The organism is Corynebacterium belfantii, assembly GCF_041898185.1.
Taxonomy (GTDB): domain Bacteria; phylum Actinomycetota; class Actinomycetes; order Mycobacteriales; family Mycobacteriaceae; genus Corynebacterium; species Corynebacterium belfantii.
The window spans coordinates 2,686,177-2,701,596 of sequence record NZ_CP157823.1; the positions used below are offsets into that span (position 1 = coordinate 2,686,177).

At 56.9% G+C, this 15,420-nt stretch carries 15 protein-coding genes and 3 pseudogenes; 8 read left to right on the forward strand and 10 right to left on the reverse strand.

Annotated elements, in window-relative coordinates; genetic code table 11:
• Positions 1–185 precede the first annotated feature (185 nt).
• The 4 genes from ABMV07_RS13260 to ABMV07_RS13275 all read right to left on the reverse strand — a co-directional run bounded on the left by ABMV07_RS13260 (position 186) and on the right by ABMV07_RS13275 (position 4,658).
• Positions 186–365: a hypothetical protein gene (locus ABMV07_RS13260; RefSeq protein ID WP_003853147.1), complete on the reverse strand. Its 180-nt coding sequence runs from the start codon at positions 363–365 to the stop codon at positions 186–188.
• Positions 365–1,768, reverse strand: coding sequence for a glycosyltransferase family 87 protein (locus ABMV07_RS13265; protein ID WP_371891436.1), 1,404 nt, complete (start codon positions 1,766–1,768; stop codon positions 365–367). Before ABMV07_RS13265 ends, ABMV07_RS13260 begins: the two co-directional genes overlap by 1 nt.
• 210 nt (positions 1,769–1,978) lie before the next feature.
• Positions 1,979–4,207: a transglycosylase domain-containing protein gene (locus tag ABMV07_RS13270; RefSeq protein WP_088267100.1), complete on the reverse strand. Its 2,229-nt coding sequence runs from the start codon at positions 4,205–4,207 to the stop codon at positions 1,979–1,981.
• 88 nt (positions 4,208–4,295) lie between these two features.
• Positions 4,296–4,658 (reverse strand): DUF5318 family protein, encoded by a 363-nt coding sequence (locus ABMV07_RS13275; protein ID WP_088267099.1) that lies wholly within the window; start codon positions 4,656–4,658, stop codon positions 4,296–4,298.
• Between the two features lie 110 nt (positions 4,659–4,768).
• Here ABMV07_RS13275 and ABMV07_RS13280 point away from each other — a divergent pair, with 110 nt between their 5' ends.
• Genes ABMV07_RS13280 through ABMV07_RS13295 form a run of 4 tightly spaced genes read left to right on the forward strand, consistent with a single transcriptional unit; the run spans position 4,769 to position 7,364 of the window.
• The gene (locus ABMV07_RS13280) at positions 4,769–5,221 is read left to right on the forward strand and encodes a MarR family winged helix-turn-helix transcriptional regulator (protein WP_088267098.1); all 453 of its coding nucleotides are present in this window, start codon (positions 4,769–4,771) and stop codon (positions 5,219–5,221) included.
• Between the two features lie 9 nt (positions 5,222–5,230).
• Entirely contained in the window at positions 5,231–6,196 is a 966-nt protein-coding gene (locus ABMV07_RS13285; RefSeq protein WP_088267097.1) for a universal stress protein, read from the forward strand.
• Between the two features lie 11 nt (positions 6,197–6,207).
• Positions 6,208–6,879 (forward strand): SDR family oxidoreductase, encoded by a 672-nt coding sequence (locus ABMV07_RS13290; RefSeq protein ID WP_088267096.1) that lies wholly within the window; start codon positions 6,208–6,210, stop codon positions 6,877–6,879.
• An 11-nt stretch (positions 6,880–6,890) separates the two neighbouring features.
• A complete protein-coding gene (locus tag ABMV07_RS13295; protein ID WP_088267095.1) occupies positions 6,891–7,364 on the forward strand; it encodes a hypothetical protein in 474 nt (157 codons plus the stop codon).
• 157 nt (positions 7,365–7,521) lie between these two features.
• On the opposite strand, the gene ABMV07_RS13300 is transcribed toward ABMV07_RS13295, so the two are convergent.
• A complete protein-coding gene (locus tag ABMV07_RS13300; RefSeq protein ID WP_088267094.1) occupies positions 7,522–8,460 on the reverse strand; it encodes a rhodanese-related sulfurtransferase in 939 nt (312 codons plus the stop codon).
• Between the two features lie 187 nt (positions 8,461–8,647).
• Here ABMV07_RS13300 and ABMV07_RS13305 point away from each other — a divergent pair, with 187 nt between their 5' ends.
• Positions 8,648–9,286, forward strand: a complete 639-nt coding sequence (locus tag ABMV07_RS13305) for a DedA family protein (protein ID WP_088267093.1) — start codon at positions 8,648–8,650, stop codon at positions 9,284–9,286.
• 135 nt (positions 9,287–9,421) lie between these two features.
• Here ABMV07_RS13305 and dps read toward each other — a convergent pair whose 3' ends face one another.
• A complete protein-coding gene (gene dps, locus ABMV07_RS13310; RefSeq protein ID WP_088267092.1) occupies positions 9,422–9,913 on the reverse strand; it encodes a DNA starvation/stationary phase protection protein Dps in 492 nt (163 codons plus the stop codon).
• A gap of 87 nt (positions 9,914–10,000) precedes the next feature.
• Between dps and ABMV07_RS13315 the strand changes: the two genes are divergently transcribed.
• Both ABMV07_RS13315 and ABMV07_RS13320 read left to right on the forward strand, forming a co-directional pair.
• A complete protein-coding gene (locus tag ABMV07_RS13315; protein WP_088267091.1) occupies positions 10,001–10,855 on the forward strand; it encodes an Fpg/Nei family DNA glycosylase in 855 nt (284 codons plus the stop codon).
• 21 nt (positions 10,856–10,876) lie between these two features.
• A complete protein-coding gene (locus ABMV07_RS13320; protein WP_196977261.1) occupies positions 10,877–12,385 on the forward strand; it encodes an NAD(P)H-hydrate epimerase in 1,509 nt (502 codons plus the stop codon).
• A 12-nt stretch (positions 12,386–12,397) separates the two neighbouring features.
• On the opposite strand, the gene ABMV07_RS13325 is transcribed toward ABMV07_RS13320, so the two are convergent.
• Both ABMV07_RS13325 and ABMV07_RS13330 read right to left on the reverse strand, forming a co-directional pair.
• Positions 12,398–13,531 carry a glycoside hydrolase family 25 protein gene (locus ABMV07_RS13325; RefSeq protein WP_374064712.1) on the reverse strand — a complete coding sequence of 378 codons (1,134 nt, stop codon included), beginning with the start codon at positions 13,529–13,531 and terminating at the stop codon, positions 12,398–12,400.
• Positions 13,532–13,618: 87 nt separating this feature from the next.
• Positions 13,619–14,249 (reverse strand): annotated as a pseudogene (locus ABMV07_RS13330) (VanZ family protein).
• 252 nt (positions 14,250–14,501) lie between these two features.
• Here ABMV07_RS13330 and ABMV07_RS13335 point away from each other — a divergent pair.
• A complete protein-coding gene (locus ABMV07_RS13335) occupies positions 14,502–14,639 on the forward strand; it encodes a hypothetical protein (RefSeq protein ID WP_197690212.1) in 138 nt (45 codons plus the stop codon).
• A 16-nt stretch (positions 14,640–14,655) separates the two neighbouring features.
• On the opposite strand, the pseudogene ABMV07_RS13340 reads toward ABMV07_RS13335, so the two are convergent.
• Positions 14,656–15,216: pseudogene (locus ABMV07_RS13340) on the reverse strand (nitrogenase iron protein); the annotation flags it as partial.
• Positions 15,209–15,388 (reverse strand): annotated as a pseudogene (locus ABMV07_RS13345) (transposase); the annotation flags it as partial. The pseudogenes ABMV07_RS13345 and ABMV07_RS13340, both read right to left, overlap by 8 nt.
• Positions 15,389–15,420: the final 32 nt, after the last annotated feature.

The window sequence follows — 15,420 nt, forward strand, 5'->3', positions numbered from 1 at the left end:
CACCTCCTATGGTCTTGTATTTTTTGAATCGGCTACATCCCGGTTGGATGTAGCAGGAGGGTCGTTGCGTCAGCAACCGTTCCAAGATACCCCATCGCCTGCGAAAAGTCGATAGGCACGACGGAAAAATTTATGACGGCAACTTTAACAACGAGCCTGTTGGCTAGTTAAGCCAAGGCAACATCCTAGGCGATGATCAAGGCCAATGTCACAGGAATGAGAGTGACAAAGAGGACCGCCAAGGCAAAAAGAGTCCACGTCAACGCTTGGGGCTTCTTATAGGAATAGCTTGCAAATGCGCCCGTGAACAGGAAAAACCCCAAAAATACGCTTCCGATCGTCATCATCATCACTGGGCTTAACATCAGTTCACCGTTCCTATTCTGAGGGGCGATACCCACACATCATGATCCCCCAAGCTACCGCTTAAAGGGTCACATCCATCATTGTCCCTTCGCACTTTATCCTCATTTTTACCCAACATCTGCCGCACAATGAGCACCGCAATACAAATAATGGCCACATCACGACCCACAACAAACAGATCCAACAACCCCGCCGGCGCACCTTTGGCATCACTTCCCATCATGTGCCACGTCAAAACCGGCCACGTGAGGGCGTCGATAAGCCCCCACCACAGCACAAGCCGCCAACACGGCAACGCCAAAACCGCAAGAGGAACCAACCACAACGAATACTGCGGACTCCACACCTTATTCACCAACAAAAACGCCGCCACAATCAAAAACGCCAACTCCGCCACCCGTGGCCGCCGGCGCACACACAACCCAAACAACGCAATCCCCACACACGCCACAACAAAAAGCCCCAACGACACCCCATTAAGCACATCAACAGGCAACAACCACCCCAGCTCACGCGACATCACCGCATACACCGTGGTCCACTCCCAACCACGCTCAGAATTCAACCGCAAAAACTCACCCCACGCCTGCGGAAACACCAACGCCACCGGAAGGTTCACCACCAACCACACAACTATCGACACCCCCACCGCCCGCAGCCACACCCGCAACACGCCACTACGCACCGCCAACACCAAATACGCACCCAACAGAAAAAGCGGCCACAACTTAAACGCAGCACCAGCACCAATCAACGCACCAGCAAGCCCCGGCCGGCCACGCGACCATGCCCACAACGCCCCCACTGCAAAAGCAATCGACGCCACATCCCAGTTAGTCAACCCATGCGCAATCACCAACGGCGACACCGCCACCACCATCGCATCCCACTGACGACGCCCCGCCAACACCACCACCATCCGCAACACCAACAACCACACCACGGCCAATACCACAGCAGTGACAGTGAAATAGACCGAAGCCTGCGGAACAGCCGGCACAAACCCCGACACCACCGGATAAACAACATGCGTAGCCATCGCCATAAACCACTGGAACATCCCCGCCAACACCGGATACTCCATATAACGAGTACGCCCATCCTCCGACCACGAATAGGCATAAGGGAAACCACCTTGGTCGAGGCCACGCGCCTTATACAACGGCACGATGTCGTTATAGCAAGCAGAGGTGTACTGGCGATTCCCACTCCAATCCAACTGCGCCACACCGTTGACCAGCACACCATGAAGGCAGTTCGCTTTGGCAAGATACGCCATGCTGAAGGTAAACAGACCCATCAAAATGATGACGCGCAGTGGGCTCCACCAGCGATGTGGGAGGGCAAAGCGTCCGGCGGGGCCGCCGATGCGGGTAATGATGTGGTTGCTAGGTGAGGTCACGAGGCTGATCTTCCAATGGTTGGCGCTACTGGGGTTGCGCTCTCGGACAAGGTTTGTGACACATTTTTGTGCCCTAGCGCACGACCACAAATTGCGACCTGCGGAAACAGGGCTGCACATTTTCTTAGGGTACAAAAATTCGTCACGGACGGGCGCATGGCATACAAAAGTGCCCCTGACAAAATCAGGGAGCACTTTGAAAAAACTAGGTTACGGGACTGGCAAGACTACACCTGGCAGAATCTCGATTCCTTTTGGGGCCGGTGCAGGCTGGTCCGGTGCCGGCTGGGCCGGTGCCGGCTCTGGGGCACCTGGTACTGGCGGCGCGCCAGGCGTTCCAGGGGCTGCAGGGCTGGTAGCCACCGCCGAGCTGGTCGAGGTCTCAGTTTGAGTCTTATCAGTAGTAGCCCGAGGAGCAGTTCCGTAGCCATACTTCGCCCAGCCAATACTTTGTGCTGGTTTGAAGTTCTCCCAATCCTTACCTGAAAGAGCGGAGTCACTGATGTCTTTCCACAACTGTGCAGGGAGGTTAGAGCCGTACATAGGCCCACCCCAAGAATTCAGCAGTGGCGAGTTGTCGGCGGTACCCGCCCAGACCGCAGTTGCGAGTTGCGGGGTGGCACCGATCATCCAAGCATCTTTGTTGGCGCCGGTATCGCCAAGCTGGGTGGTACCGGTTTTGCTTGCCGACGGACGCCCACCTGCGAGGCCGTTTCCACCGGACCATGCTGCAATAGGTGCCATTGCGTCAAGCACGTTAGTGGCTACCTTCTCGGAAACGCGGCGTTCACCTTGGGTTCCTTCGTGCTGGTAGAGCAGTTTTCCTTCAGCGGTTTCGATCTTTTCTACAAAGTACTCTTGGTGCCAAACACCGTAGTTAGCCAAGGTGGCCATGGCGTGTGCCATATCGAGTGGGCGAGAGAGGTACTGGCCGAGGATGACACCTTCATAGGGCTGCTGGCCGTTTTCGGTCAGGGTCTTGCCAATTCCTGGGAGGGAGCGTGCCACGCCAAGGGAGTGTGCCATGTCGGCGGTATCCTGGCTGCCGTTTTTCAGGTCATCTTGCAGGCGCAGGAAGCTGGTGTTGTAAGAGTTCTTGAGTGCTTCTTTCAACGAGCAGCTACCGCAGCCGTCGTCTACGTTGGTGACGGTAATGCCACCACGGAGTTGGTAGGGGTCAGAGCTGTAGTAAGTCGATGTTGGGATACCTTGCTGGACTGCTGCGGCAAGACCGAAGATCTTGAAAGTCGAACCGGTTTGCAGCGGTGCATTGGCAAAGTCGTAGCCGATGGCATCATCGCCGCCGTAGTAGGCACGTACGGCACCGGTCTTAGGGTCCACACTGACGGCGGCGACACGGGTGTTAGATTGCTCGTCAGCCATGTTGCGATCGACGGCCTCCACCATGGACTTCTGGGTGGTGTCGTCGATAGTGGTGGTGATGCGCAGGCCAAGGGTCTGCACATCGGACTCGGTGATGCCTAGGGTGGTCAGCTCGTTCATGACCTGGTTTTTAATCAGGCCGTTTGCACCGGTGGCCTCGGTATAGGTCTGGTTCTGAGCAGGGTCAGTGACCTCGGGGAATACAACACCAGCGCGCTCATTGGGGTCGAGCCAGCCTTCGCTCACCATGCCGTCGAGCACGTAGTTCCAGCGTTGCTCTGCTTCGACGCGATTGCTCCACGGATCTAGCTGGCTAGGACGCTGAATGGCGGCGGCCAACATGGCGGACTGTCCTACATTGAGCTCGGAAGCGGGAACACCAAAGTAGGCGTGGGCGGCGGCGTCGATACCGTAGGCATTGCGGCCGAAGTAAATGGTGTTGAGATATGCACCGAGAACTTCATCTTTGGACCATTCATTGGCCATCTTGACGGAGTACACCAGTTCCTTTGCTTTACGCATGTAGGAGTATTCATTACCCACCACCATGTTCTTCACATACTGCTGAGTAATTGTCGAACCACCACCGGCGGAAGCGTTGCCGGTGAGCTGGCCCAAGATAGCGCGGCCGAAGCCAGTGAAAGAGAAGCCGGAGTTGGTGTAAAACTCACGGTCTTCGGCTGCGAGGACTGCGTTGCGGGTCACCTCGGGGATTTTGTCGATAGGCACCTCGGTGCGGTTTCCGTCCGGAGGCACGATACGCGCCAGCTGCGTTTCACCGTCGGAGGCAAAAATCTGGGAAACCTGCTTGGTCACCAGCTCGCTAGGCTCGGGAACATCGGTCACAATGTATGCGACCATGAACACGAGGAAGGGGGCCAGCAGCACTGCAGCGATACCGCCACCGATAGCTGGCTTAACCCATTTCTTTTTCGGGCGACGCGCCTGCGGTGCCCGTGCTGGACGACGCTTCGCACTACTTTGGGCACTGGCCTTATTTTGGGCACTGGCCTTCTTCCGCTTGGGAGATGGCTTGCCTTTACCTGAATCTGCCAACTTTGTTCATGCTTCCTTGTTTTGCGGTTGAGCTCAACACCCACACTTTACATACCAAAATAGTCCAACGGGGAGATGCACGCAGGCGCTACTGTGGCATAGCTGTCACCGAATTCAGCAGGTGATTCCATCGACAATCAGGGCACACTTCGACCGTGTGCACCGTAAATTCTTTGCCGGATTGCGCAAAGGCTGCAATTTCTTCCATCGTGCGAGCGCTGCCGGAAGCTCTGCCGAGGCTTGCGCCATACACCCACAGGACATGGCGCAACTGGTCACTATCGCAGACTGGGCAAGGTGTTGGGACACGACTCCCGTGGAATTTGGAGGCGGTGACGAGCACGAAGTCGGCGTCGCAAAGCGAATCGCGGCTGAGCATACCTGCACGAAACTGCCGCAATGTGTGCCTACGTGTCCACTGATGAGACACCTCGTTTCGAAATTCCACCATCGCGACATTCTACCCCTCACATCAGGCACAGGGGTAAGGCAACAAACACCCCGCATCCGATAATGTGCAGCAAAGATACATTTTTAGATGATGCCGTTAGAATTGCGACTATGACGCCGTCACGTACGTATCAACTAGCGGAAAAAGTTCGCCCCGGATTAACACAGCTGTATGTGCTGTACTTCCGTCTCGCGGCACAATCTGATCTCACTCAACCACAGTTGACGATCATGAACCGCCTCAACCTAGAAGGCGCTGCGCGCATCAGTCACATCGCCCAGACCGAGGGCATTCGCATGCCTACCGCCTCGAACGCACTTCACCTGCTCGAGGAGCGCGGGATCATCGAGCGACTTCGCGATGAGTCGGATCGTCGTGGTGTGAAAGTGCAGCTGACTGACTTTGGGCGTGAGGAATTGCAGCGTGTAAGCGAGGAGCGCACCCGCAACCTTGCCAAGATGTTCGCCACATTGCCTGAGGAAAAGCTCGACGATCTGGAGAAGGTCATCGACATTATTAATGTGTTGGCCACGGAGTACACTCCAGAAAAACTCGAGGACTAATCGGAAACTATGGCGAAGAAGTCCCCCAGCTTCGATCATGATCCCGTCCGCGTACTCGTTGCGTGGAACCCCAGTTCCCACGGTGTTGAGGCCATCGAATGCGCTGCATGGTTAGCACGTACCACAAACGTCACCGTGCAATGCGTCACGGCTTTTCTGCGCCCGTGGCCGTCGAGCAGCGGCAACAAGCTGGGCTCGAAATACAAAAAGTGGTTCAAAAAAGAGGCCTCTGCTTGCGAAGATGCTGTCAAAGCGGAATTTAGTCGCGCAGAGATCCCCACTGCCATGTGGGCGGACACCGTTTCCGTGTTCTGCGACGGCACCAACGAGGCGGCTCTGCTTTCCGAGGCCGCCCATAAATTCGGTGCCGACATCGTCTTGCTCGGCTCGGAGGCCGCCGCTCCCAAGGGTCGTTTTCTAGCTGGGTCCACGGCCGACGCTCTCTTGCACTCTTCCCCACAACCACTAGGACTTACGCCGCGTAAACCGAAGTTGTCTAAGCGCGGGGTGACGCGCGTGAACTTCGCCTACACCGGCGACGCCACCGACAACGCCTCCTTGATTCGCACGGCTCGTCTTGCTGCCGCTTGGGATGTGCCGCTTCGTGTTCTTGCCCTTTCCCCAGAAGGTTTTGGTGTTCCGCCGATTTCCGACACCCTTGAGCTGCCAGAGGATCTGGCTCTCGAATGGCGCGAAAACACGTTCGCTGTTTTGGATCGCTCCCGCGATACCGTCCACAAGGCGCACCCAGACGTTATCGTCGAAACGGAAATTGGTTCCGGAAATGGCTGGTCAGGGGCCATTGATTCGTTGAAATGGAAAAAGGGCGACCTGCTTTGCTTCGGCTCTACCCCGCTGGGTGCTTTCGAACGCGTCTTCATCGGATCCCAAGCCACCGAGATCCTCCCCTACCTCAGCGTGCCCGTGCTGATGATCCCCGCAACCACTAAGGTGGACAAAAAATCCAAGAAGTAGAAGGGGAGCACATGGATCGCATTGCAGTTGTCACTGGTGGAAGCAGGGGCGTGGGCCTCAGCGTGGTTCGTACTCTCCTCGAGGCTGGGTGGCGTGTCCACGCTCACTACCGAACCCAGCCCGCCGACATCACCCACGATCGACTCACGTGGTGGCAGGCGGACTTCACTCAGGGCCTTCCCACGGCACAGGCGAGTGGTTTTCCACAACTTCCGCGTATCGACGCCCTCATCCACTGCGCCGGCGTGGCCACCCTCGGCTCCTGTGCCAGCCTGGAGCGTGACGATTGGGAACGCCATATGGCTGTTAATTTTCATAGCCCCGTGCAGCTGACCCGTCAGCTTCTCCCCCAACTTCGGGCAAACCACGCCCACGTGGTGTACATCAATTCTGGTGCCGGTAAGCGAGCTAACCCACAGTGGGGAGCTTATGCGGCAAGTAAATTCGCCGCCCGCGCATGGTGCGATGCGCTGCGTCAAGAAGAGTCAGAGATCACCGTGACCTCGATCTTCCCAGGCCGGATCGCCACTGACATGCAAAAAGCTATCGTTGAGCACGAAGGCAATAGCTACACCCCAGACAACTTCATTGCTCCCACCACTGTGGCTCACAGTGTTCTCCACAGCCTCAGCGTTGGTGCCGATGCCATCATCCCTGAGATTGTCATCCGACCGCGGATGTAAGATCAGTCACTATGCCCAAACATTTGGAGCACCCAGAAAACGACCTCCGCTCGGATGCCGACTCAGCGAACAGATTGCGCCCGCTCCCGCAATCCTTCGATGAGCTAGCCGATTATCCCGATCCGCTCGTCCAAGCCAAACGCAACCGCCAATCCACTAAGCAAGCTATCGCTTGGGCATTCGGCGTTCCTGTTGTTACCGGCATTGTTGCTTTCCTTCTCGCCATTGTCTCCCGCTCTATCGGCGGACCCCTATGCGAAAGTGGCGACGCCACCTGGATCTGCAGCCGCTCAGCAGAAATCTGGTGGCCCCTGCTCACCAGCATTGTCCCTCTTGCCGGCGCAGTACTCTGCGGTGTGATCATGTGGCGAAAATACGTCACCTACACCCGCTGGCGGCCGTGGATGGGCACCTTCTGGACGCTTATCCCATGGATGATGCTTTGGATGGTTACTGTATTCCAGATGTCGATCGTAGGACACTAACCACAACCAAGAGGTGAACTTAACACCCAACATAACACATGTGGGAAGTAGGTGTTATGTTAGGTGTTAAGTTATTTCCGCAGCTAGAACGACACTTTTAGGCTGGGGTGTTAAGTAGGGTGTTATGTTCTCACACACCCAACAGGGTTGTGGGAAACTACACCGCTGCCACAGCAGCTGCCTCAGCGGCTACCTCTTTGCAGTGCTCCCGCCCGCAGTTACGAGTTGCTGGGTTTTCGTAACAATCTGGGCACATGAGAACGAGCTCACGGCACTCATCCTCATTGATGCAATGCTCGAACTTGTTGGTTGGAGCGCCACACTGCACACAGTGTCCCAGCTGGATAAAGCCTGGGTCTTGCACGCCATTACCAAATTCCATGTGCATGCGGCGATCGAATACGTACAGCGAGCCCTCCCACAGGCCGTCGTTTCCGTACTTTTCGCCGTAGCGAACAATGCCGCCATCGATTTGGTAGATCTCTTTGAAGCCGCGGTTCTTCATCAGAGAGGACAGGATCTCGCAGCGAATACCGCCAGTGCAGTAGGAAATCACTGGCTTGTCTTTCATCCAGTCATATTTGCCAGACTCAAGCTCGCGGATGAAGTCATGGGTGGTGCGCACATCGGGCACCACAGCGTTTTTGAACTTACCGATCTGAGCTTCCATGGCGTTGCGACCATCAAAGAAGACAACGTCGTCGCCACGCTCTTCGACGAGCTTGTTCACTTCCTCGGGCTTCAAGTGAACGCCGCCGCCAATCACGCCCTTCTCGTCCACCTTCAACTCACCCGGCGCACCGAAAGCCACGATCTCATCGCGTACCTTCACGCTCAGCTTCGGGAAGTCCTCCGCGCCGCCATCGGACCACTTGAATTCGGTGCCTCGGAAACCTGGGTACTCGCGCATCTTGCGTACATACCGCTTGCAGGCATCCATGTCGCCGCCGACGGTTCCATTAATGCCGTGCTCCGAAATGAGGATACGACCTTTGAGCCCCAGCAGTTCGCACATATCGCGCTGCCACAGCATCATCGCTTTCGTATCGGCAATGGGGGTGAACTTGTAATATAAAAGGATTTTGCTCTGAGCCACGCCTAGTATGCTACCCCGCTACACCTGCTAGTTGAAACCCACGTGACCTGCAATCACAGGGGTTTAACAGCTTTTTACGTGGCTTTAGCGAACAAAAGGGTTTAAAGTTTGGTAAGTCTGATACTTTTTAGCGACCACCCCGCACCCCACACCATGTGCGGAGGGTCGCCTTTTTGAGAGGTTCCTCGTGACCGATTTCCTGCACATGCTGCACGACACCCAAGGCTTGCTCACCAGTGTTGGGCTCGTTGGCCTTGGCCTGATCGTCTTCGCTGAGACCGGCATCCTCATTGGATTCTTCCTGCCGGGAGACTCCCTCCTATTTATGGCGGGAATGCTTGCCGCCGCCGAAAACCCCATCGCCCCATTGTGGCTGGTGTGCCTCACCGTGGGCATTTGCGCCTTTGTGGGCAACGAGGTGGGCTACTTCTTGGGCAAAAAAGTAGGCCCTGCCATTATTAACAGCTGGGCGGGCCGCAAGATCGGTATCGAGCGGGTTCGCGCCGCCGAGGAATTCTTTGTTAAACACGGCGCATCGGCAGTGTTCTTGGGGCGCTTTATCCCAATTGTGCGCACCCTCGTCCCAGTGCTCGCTGGCATGAACAGCATGAGCTACCGCAAGTTCTCCATTTACAACTTGGTGGGTGCTTTGGTCTGGGGCATGGGTGTGCCAGTTCTGGGCTATCTGCTTGGTGGTATCCCCTTCGTACGCGACAACATCGAGGCAATTCTTATAGGTGTGATCGTGGTATCGGTTCTGCCGGTGGCGCTGCAGTTTGTAAAGAAGCAAAAGCCGGTGCGCACTGTGGAGCAGGGAGAGCTTTAATACCTACGAATACCTACTGTTGACACATCACTGTGAGTAGTTCGTGCCAAAACTTTTTCGCCTCCGCAGCATTTCCGCAGGTCGGAGATATTAGAAAAGTTTTAATTTGGCACAAACTACTCACTTAGAGTCTCACTAGAGGTTGCCGTTGTCGTCGACAATGTGCTCGCGGATAAACCACTGGAATTTCTCCAGTTCGGCTGCTTGTCCGATGTAAATGTCCTCCGTGACGGAGTCGAGGTCGCCGGCGCTGGCCATGGATTCACGTACGCCTTCTAGTACCTTGGTGTACACCTTGTTGAGTTCCTTGAGGTGATCCTCGGTGGAGCCGGAGTTGACGTTGTACTCCAGTGGGGTGCGGTTTTCTACGTGACCAGCTGGGGTACCGATGGGGGTGCCGCCGAGGGTGGCGATGCGTTCTGCTATTTCATCGGCGTATCCGCGTACGAGATCAACTTGGGGGTCGATCATTTCGTGGACGGCGATAAAGTTACGACCGTGCGCATTCCAGTGAGCGTGCTTCAAGATGAGGTGAAGGTCGTTGTAATCGGTAAGACGCTCTTGCAGGTGGTCGATGAGCTGCTTGGCGTCTGCTTCTTTGATTCCTGGGACTGTAAAGTTCTTCATGTCCCCTATGATACACCAATCCTTTAATTATGCAACCATTGTTCACAATTACCTATTTATTCTTGGGGTGGCCTATCCTTAACAACTATGCCCGAAGGTCACGTCATCCATCGCCTCGCAGACCAACTCAACCAGCATTTCGCCAGCACACAGGCAGCACCGGACGCACAACCCCGCCGCCCACTACTGGTCACCTCCCCACAAGGTCGCTTTGCCACAGAAGCCGCACAACTCAACGGCCATTCACTCGACCACGCCGAGGCATGGGGCAAACACCTTTTCCTCTGTTTTGATAGCGACAACCCAGCCCACATCGTCCACATCCACCTCGGGCTTATCGGAAGCATGCGCCTAGAAGGCCCATCCAACGTGTGGGGGCAGATTCGATTTCGGATCGAAGCCCCAGAACAGTCCACCACCAGCGCGGTAGCAGCAAACCTACGCGGCCCACAGTGGTGCAGGTTGATTACGGAGGCAGAAATGTCCACCGCCACCGGGAAGCTCGGCGCCGATCCGCTACGCGACGACGCCGACTTCCTGGTAATCAAAACAAAAGTGGGCCGCTCGCGTCGCAGTATCGGTTCCCTACTGATGGACCAGAAACTCTTTGCCGGCGTGGGCAATATCTACCGTGCCGAAACGCTCTTCCGCCTAGGCATTAGCCCCTTTATCCCCGGCAAAGATGTAGCAGAGCTTGACCTCATCTGGCAGGACCTGCGTTTTCTCATGCGCGAAGGCGTGAACAGGGGTCGGATTGATACCGTTCGACCAGAGCACACACCAGAGGCTATGGGGCGACCACCACGCAAGGACGACCACGGCGGCGAGGTGTATGTGTACCGCCGCGATGGTCAGCCGTGTTATGTGTGTGGCACGCCGATCCTTGAGCGCACGATGGAGGGTCGTAACCTTTTTTGGTGTCCTACCTGCCAACCTGATTAGCAACCGGCTACGCTGGTGGTCATGTTCGCATACAGCACTGAGACGATTCGCCTGTCGGAAGACCCTATGATTGCGGCCGCGCAGCCGGATGCGTTGATGAAACAGGCCGCCCAAGCGGTGGCAGAGGCTGCTGTGTGTATGGTGCCGTCTGCGTCGGCGGCGATCACGGTTGTTGCTGGTACGGGCGGTAATGGTGGGGATGGTCTTTATGCGGGTGCGATTCTTTCCCAGTTGGGTTATCGGGTTCATGCAGTGTTGACTGGGGAGTCTGCACATGCGCCCGCGTTGGCGGCTTTTGTGCAGGCGGGAGGGTGCGTCGATAAGCGTGCGCCGCGCGCTGACCTGGTGATTGATGCGATTCTTGGCCTTGGGGGCACGCCGGGGCTTCGCGACGCCGCCTGGCAGATCTGGCAAGCGGTCACCGCGGGCGATCCGCTGGTTTTGGCTGTCGACGTCCCCTCTGGGATCGCTGTCGACACCGGCACCGCGGGCGAGCAGCATGTGGTTGCCGATGCCACCATCACCTTTGGTGCGGCCCGCATCGCCCATGCGGTGGCCACCGAGTGTGGTGAGGTGCTTGTCGCCGATATTAATGTCCCAGAAGCGGGCGTTTCACTTGCAGAAGCCATTGCTTCCCACACCCCTGAGCTGCAGCTTTATCATGCGATCGAAAGGGAGCGCTACCCGTGGCCCGAGCGTTTCCGTCGCCCCGAGCAGCTCCTCATCCACGAGTCGTTGGAGCCTAGCGCTTCTCACAATAAGTATTCCGGTGGTGTTGTTGGCGTTGTCGCCGGTTCCGCACACTATCCCGGCGCGGCGGTGCTGACCGCGACTGCGGCGGTGCGGGCTACGCCGTCAATGGTGCGTTACGCGGGGTCCTGCGCGCGCGAGGTTGTTCGCGCATGTCCGGAGGTGGTGGCAACGGATACGCTTATCGACGCCGGCCGCGTTCAGGCGTGGGCGTATGGTCCAGGTGCCGGTGACACCGATGCATTGGGGGATCTTTTGGAGCGGGAAGAACCGCTTGTTATCGATGCCGATGGCATTACCCAGCTTGCCCAAGAACCAGCACTGCGCGAGCTTATGCACGCACGCAACAAGAGTGGCCGCAGCACACTCCTCACCCCGCACGAGGGCGAGTTTTGGCGGCTAGCCAGCTGTTATGGGGACGCTATCCCCGCCGATGATCGGGTAGCTGCGGTGCGTTGCCTTGCCCACGAAACCGGCTGCGCCATCCTACTCAAGGGGCGCATTACCACGATATGTGTGGACGACACCGTAACGTGCGTGGATGCCCGTAATTCGTGGGCTGCAACCCCTGGTAGCGGTGATGTTCTCACCGGACTGCTGGGTGCATGGATTGCGCGCAATGGTTTAGACAGCATCGCGCTGTGTGTTGCTGTGCATGCAACTGCCGCGTGGTTGTCGGCACATACGGAATACGGACTCGCCCCTACGTCCGCATTGCGCATTGCCAATGCGATCCCCCAGGCCACGGCGTTGTTATCGCAGGATGTGAAGGTGCGATAACAGGGACTTTGTTTAGATAAAGTTAAAGTTCTTCGCCAAGGCGACGAGCTGGTCTATGTTGATGTTCTGGGCTTGTGGCTCGCTGGAGGTGGCAGCAAGGTGCTGGGCGTTGTCGAGTAGGATCACGAGGTCACCCACCGAGTAGTTTCCGGCTGCGAGGTCTTTGAGCTGGTCGACGGGGAGGTCACCGGAGTTGATGAGGTCTTGGACGACCTTGACCAGTTCTTCAGCGCCTTCGGTGCTCAAGCCTGCGTTTTCAGCTGCTTGTGCTACCTGTGGCGCTGCGGCTACGCCGGCTGCCAGCGCTGCAACAGCACTGACAAGAGCCTGAGAGTCGCCGCCAAGGTCTGCAATATCGGGAAGTGTGATGGATGCAAACTTGCCGCCGGCGGCGGCGTAGTTGCCAGCTGCGAAGGCGTCGAGTTGTGCGTTGTCGCCGTTGAAGAGGTTGAGGTCTACATCGCCGACGATGCCATTGATGCGTCCGCTTCCGGAGCGCTGCCAGAAGTCGATGATGTTCCAGCCACCGACTGGTTCTGGTGCTTGGGTTTGGTAGGCCGCCAACCAGAGTGGATATTCCGCGAACTGCTTGGTGTTGGCCATGTCGTGGGTCCAGAAGTAGCGGTAGGTGTAGATCATTGGCTTGCGGCCGGATTGGGACTCAAATTCATTGAGGAATGTGCGGGTCCAAGCTGCGAGCTGTTCTGGGTTTTTTCCTTCTGCGACCTCGATATCGAGTACTGGTGGCAGGGAGTGGTCGTTGATTTGGGCGACCTTCGCTGCGTAGTGACGGGCCTGGGTGCGAGCGTCTTTGGATGGGCGCGCGTAGTGGTAGGTGCCTACTTTGAGGCCACTGTTGGCTGCCTGTTTGGCGTCTTGGGCGAGGTAGTCGTTGCTCCAGCCTTCACCTTCGGAGGCTTTGACGAATGCGAATCTTTGACCGTCGCGCTGGACGCTCTTCCAGTCGATGGCGGTTCCGCCTGGGTGTTGGTGGCCGGAGACGTCGATACCCGAGGACGCTCCGATGGGGATGGGCAGCGGGAGGGCGTGCGCGGGTGCGATGGCCAGCATCGCGGACGTCAGCACTGCAACAGTTCCGCCGGTAATTCCGGATAGCAAATGGCTCTTATTCTTCACGCCCCGCACAATACACAACTTTCACAGAAGTCACAGAAGCAACACGCCCAACTTCAACAACTTATGCCACTGTGATGTCAGACACGGACTCGCCCATCACGCCGACAACGCGCTCATCCCACACACCAACAACACGATGACCGACAGCACGGAAAACACCAGCACAGCACGGCCGCTGCCGGCCCACGACGAACGCGCCGCCACCATCGCCCCAAGCAGCCCGCCGAGCGAGTTGAACACTACGTCGTCAATGTCGGAATACCCCCGCGCAAAAATAAACTGCAAAGTTTCAATACCGGCACTCAGGCTTATCGACGCCAGCGTCGCCACAACCACAGACCACCGCAACCGCCACCCCAGCAACGCCAACAGGTATCCCCACGGAACAAACAGCGCCACATTGCCCAAAGAATCTACCCACGGACGCCACCATTCTTGGTAACTCCAACCCCGAAACGGCTGCAGCTCCACTCGGCGCACCTGATGTTGCGAAGGTTCCCACAGTCCCGCCACCGAAAACTCACTCTTGAGCAGTGTCATCGACACCACCACCATCATCACAAGAGTGAGGGCGACCATAACTATCTGCTTCGATGCCGACTTCTCCAACATTCCCGCCACCCTATGGCTAGAAATGTACGATCGCAAGCGCCGCCTGAGTGCAGTAGTTGGCGCTAGCAATGTCCGTTCCCATGGGCCCAAAAATTCCTTCTGCTAGCACTAGCATCCAACCGTGGTTCTCAGCAGCAGCAATCCGCAGGTTTTCCTTTATACATGCCTCGAGTGCGGCTTCTGGGCTACTCGCCTCAGAGATGGCCTCGTTGATTGCGGTTACACAGTCCGGCAGGTAGCGCTTCCTTGCCGCCTCGGTGGTACACCGCCTACCTTCGGCACTAGTTGCCACACCGGTATACCAGCCCCTAAGGCCGAGGCACTTGCCCAAGCAACCGCCGACTCCACGGGTGCCGCCATCCCTGGGATGGCAGAAAAACTTGGCCCCGTGGTAGGTAGCGCCCTTCGCCTCGCGTTTGCCGACGCCACCTCCATGGTCATGTACTTCTCCGCCGGGTTCCTCATCTTGGGACTGATCTCCGCCGTACTGCTGGCCAAGAAGTAACAGTTATATAAGGCGCTTACTCATTCGGGAACAGCGCCTTATACACATTGGCAGCTACGGAGTTAATCTTCTCCGCATAAGCATTACGCTGATTAATCTGAGCGCCGCGCACACGATCGGAGCTGGATAGCTCCATAATCGGGGCGTGGACATCTTGGGCGGTGGCCGGCATGGAATGCATGTGCGGCACATGCCCCAGCAGGGTCGAGTGGGAATGTTTGCTCAAAGAGTTACTGATCCGCTCCGCCTCCGCAGCAAAACGACCACGGAAACGTTCAAAGGCACCCACTAGTCGCTCTTGCCCATTGGCACGACGTTTCACATATTCCAAAGTGGTGTATCCGAGATACCGCAGCCCTTCCCCATCAAAACCACCCAAGCGCAGCGGACGTGTCTTTGCCTCAACATCAGCAGAATACTTCTTCCATTCCGCCATGTTGCCCTCATGGATTTCCGCATACTGCGTTACCCATGCATCAAACCAGCGGGCAAGGTTGCCAAAGGCATGGAAGCTGAAAAGATCTGTGGCGGTAGGGGTAACAAAGGCGTCGCAACCGAGCAAAACAGGCTCATCGTAATTGAGAGTGTAGAACCGGTCTGAAGCCGCCGGACTCGAGCAGACATCTCGCAATGTAGTGCGTGAGGTTGCGGAATCCCAGTGCTAAGCCCCGTAAGTGTTCGAGCCTGCCATTGATCGCTTCGGTAGGCCCGTTCGACGTTCCCGGTCAGGTGAAAAACGCCAGGATATCGGTCAAGTCCGGTGAAGTGGTGTATCTGTCCT

Excerpts from the sequence above, each read along its gene's own strand:
- ABMV07_RS13260 (WP_003853147.1), bottom strand. The coding sequence starts at position 365 with ATGTTAAGCCCAGTGATGATGATGACGATCGGAAGCGTATTTTTGGGG.
- ABMV07_RS13275 (WP_088267099.1), bottom strand. The coding sequence starts at position 4,658 with ATGGTGGAATTTCGAAACGAGGTGTCTCATCAGTGGACACGTAGGCAC.
- ABMV07_RS13280 (WP_088267098.1), top strand. The coding sequence starts at position 4,769 with ATGACGCCGTCACGTACGTATCAACTAGCGGAAAAAGTTCGCCCCGGA.
- ABMV07_RS13285 (WP_088267097.1), top strand. The coding sequence starts at position 5,231 with ATGGCGAAGAAGTCCCCCAGCTTCGATCATGATCCCGTCCGCGTACTC.
- ABMV07_RS13290 (WP_088267096.1), top strand. The coding sequence starts at position 6,208 with ATGGATCGCATTGCAGTTGTCACTGGTGGAAGCAGGGGCGTGGGCCTC.
- ABMV07_RS13295 (WP_088267095.1), top strand. The coding sequence starts at position 6,891 with ATGCCCAAACATTTGGAGCACCCAGAAAACGACCTCCGCTCGGATGCC.
- dps (WP_088267092.1), bottom strand. The coding sequence starts at position 9,913 with ATGAAGAACTTTACAGTCCCAGGAATCAAAGAAGCAGACGCCAAGCAG.
- ABMV07_RS13315 (WP_088267091.1), top strand. The coding sequence starts at position 10,001 with ATGCCCGAAGGTCACGTCATCCATCGCCTCGCAGACCAACTCAACCAG.
- ABMV07_RS13320 (WP_196977261.1), top strand. The coding sequence starts at position 10,877 with ATGTTCGCATACAGCACTGAGACGATTCGCCTGTCGGAAGACCCTATG.
- ABMV07_RS13335 (WP_197690212.1), top strand. The coding sequence starts at position 14,502 with ATGGCAGAAAAACTTGGCCCCGTGGTAGGTAGCGCCCTTCGCCTCGCG.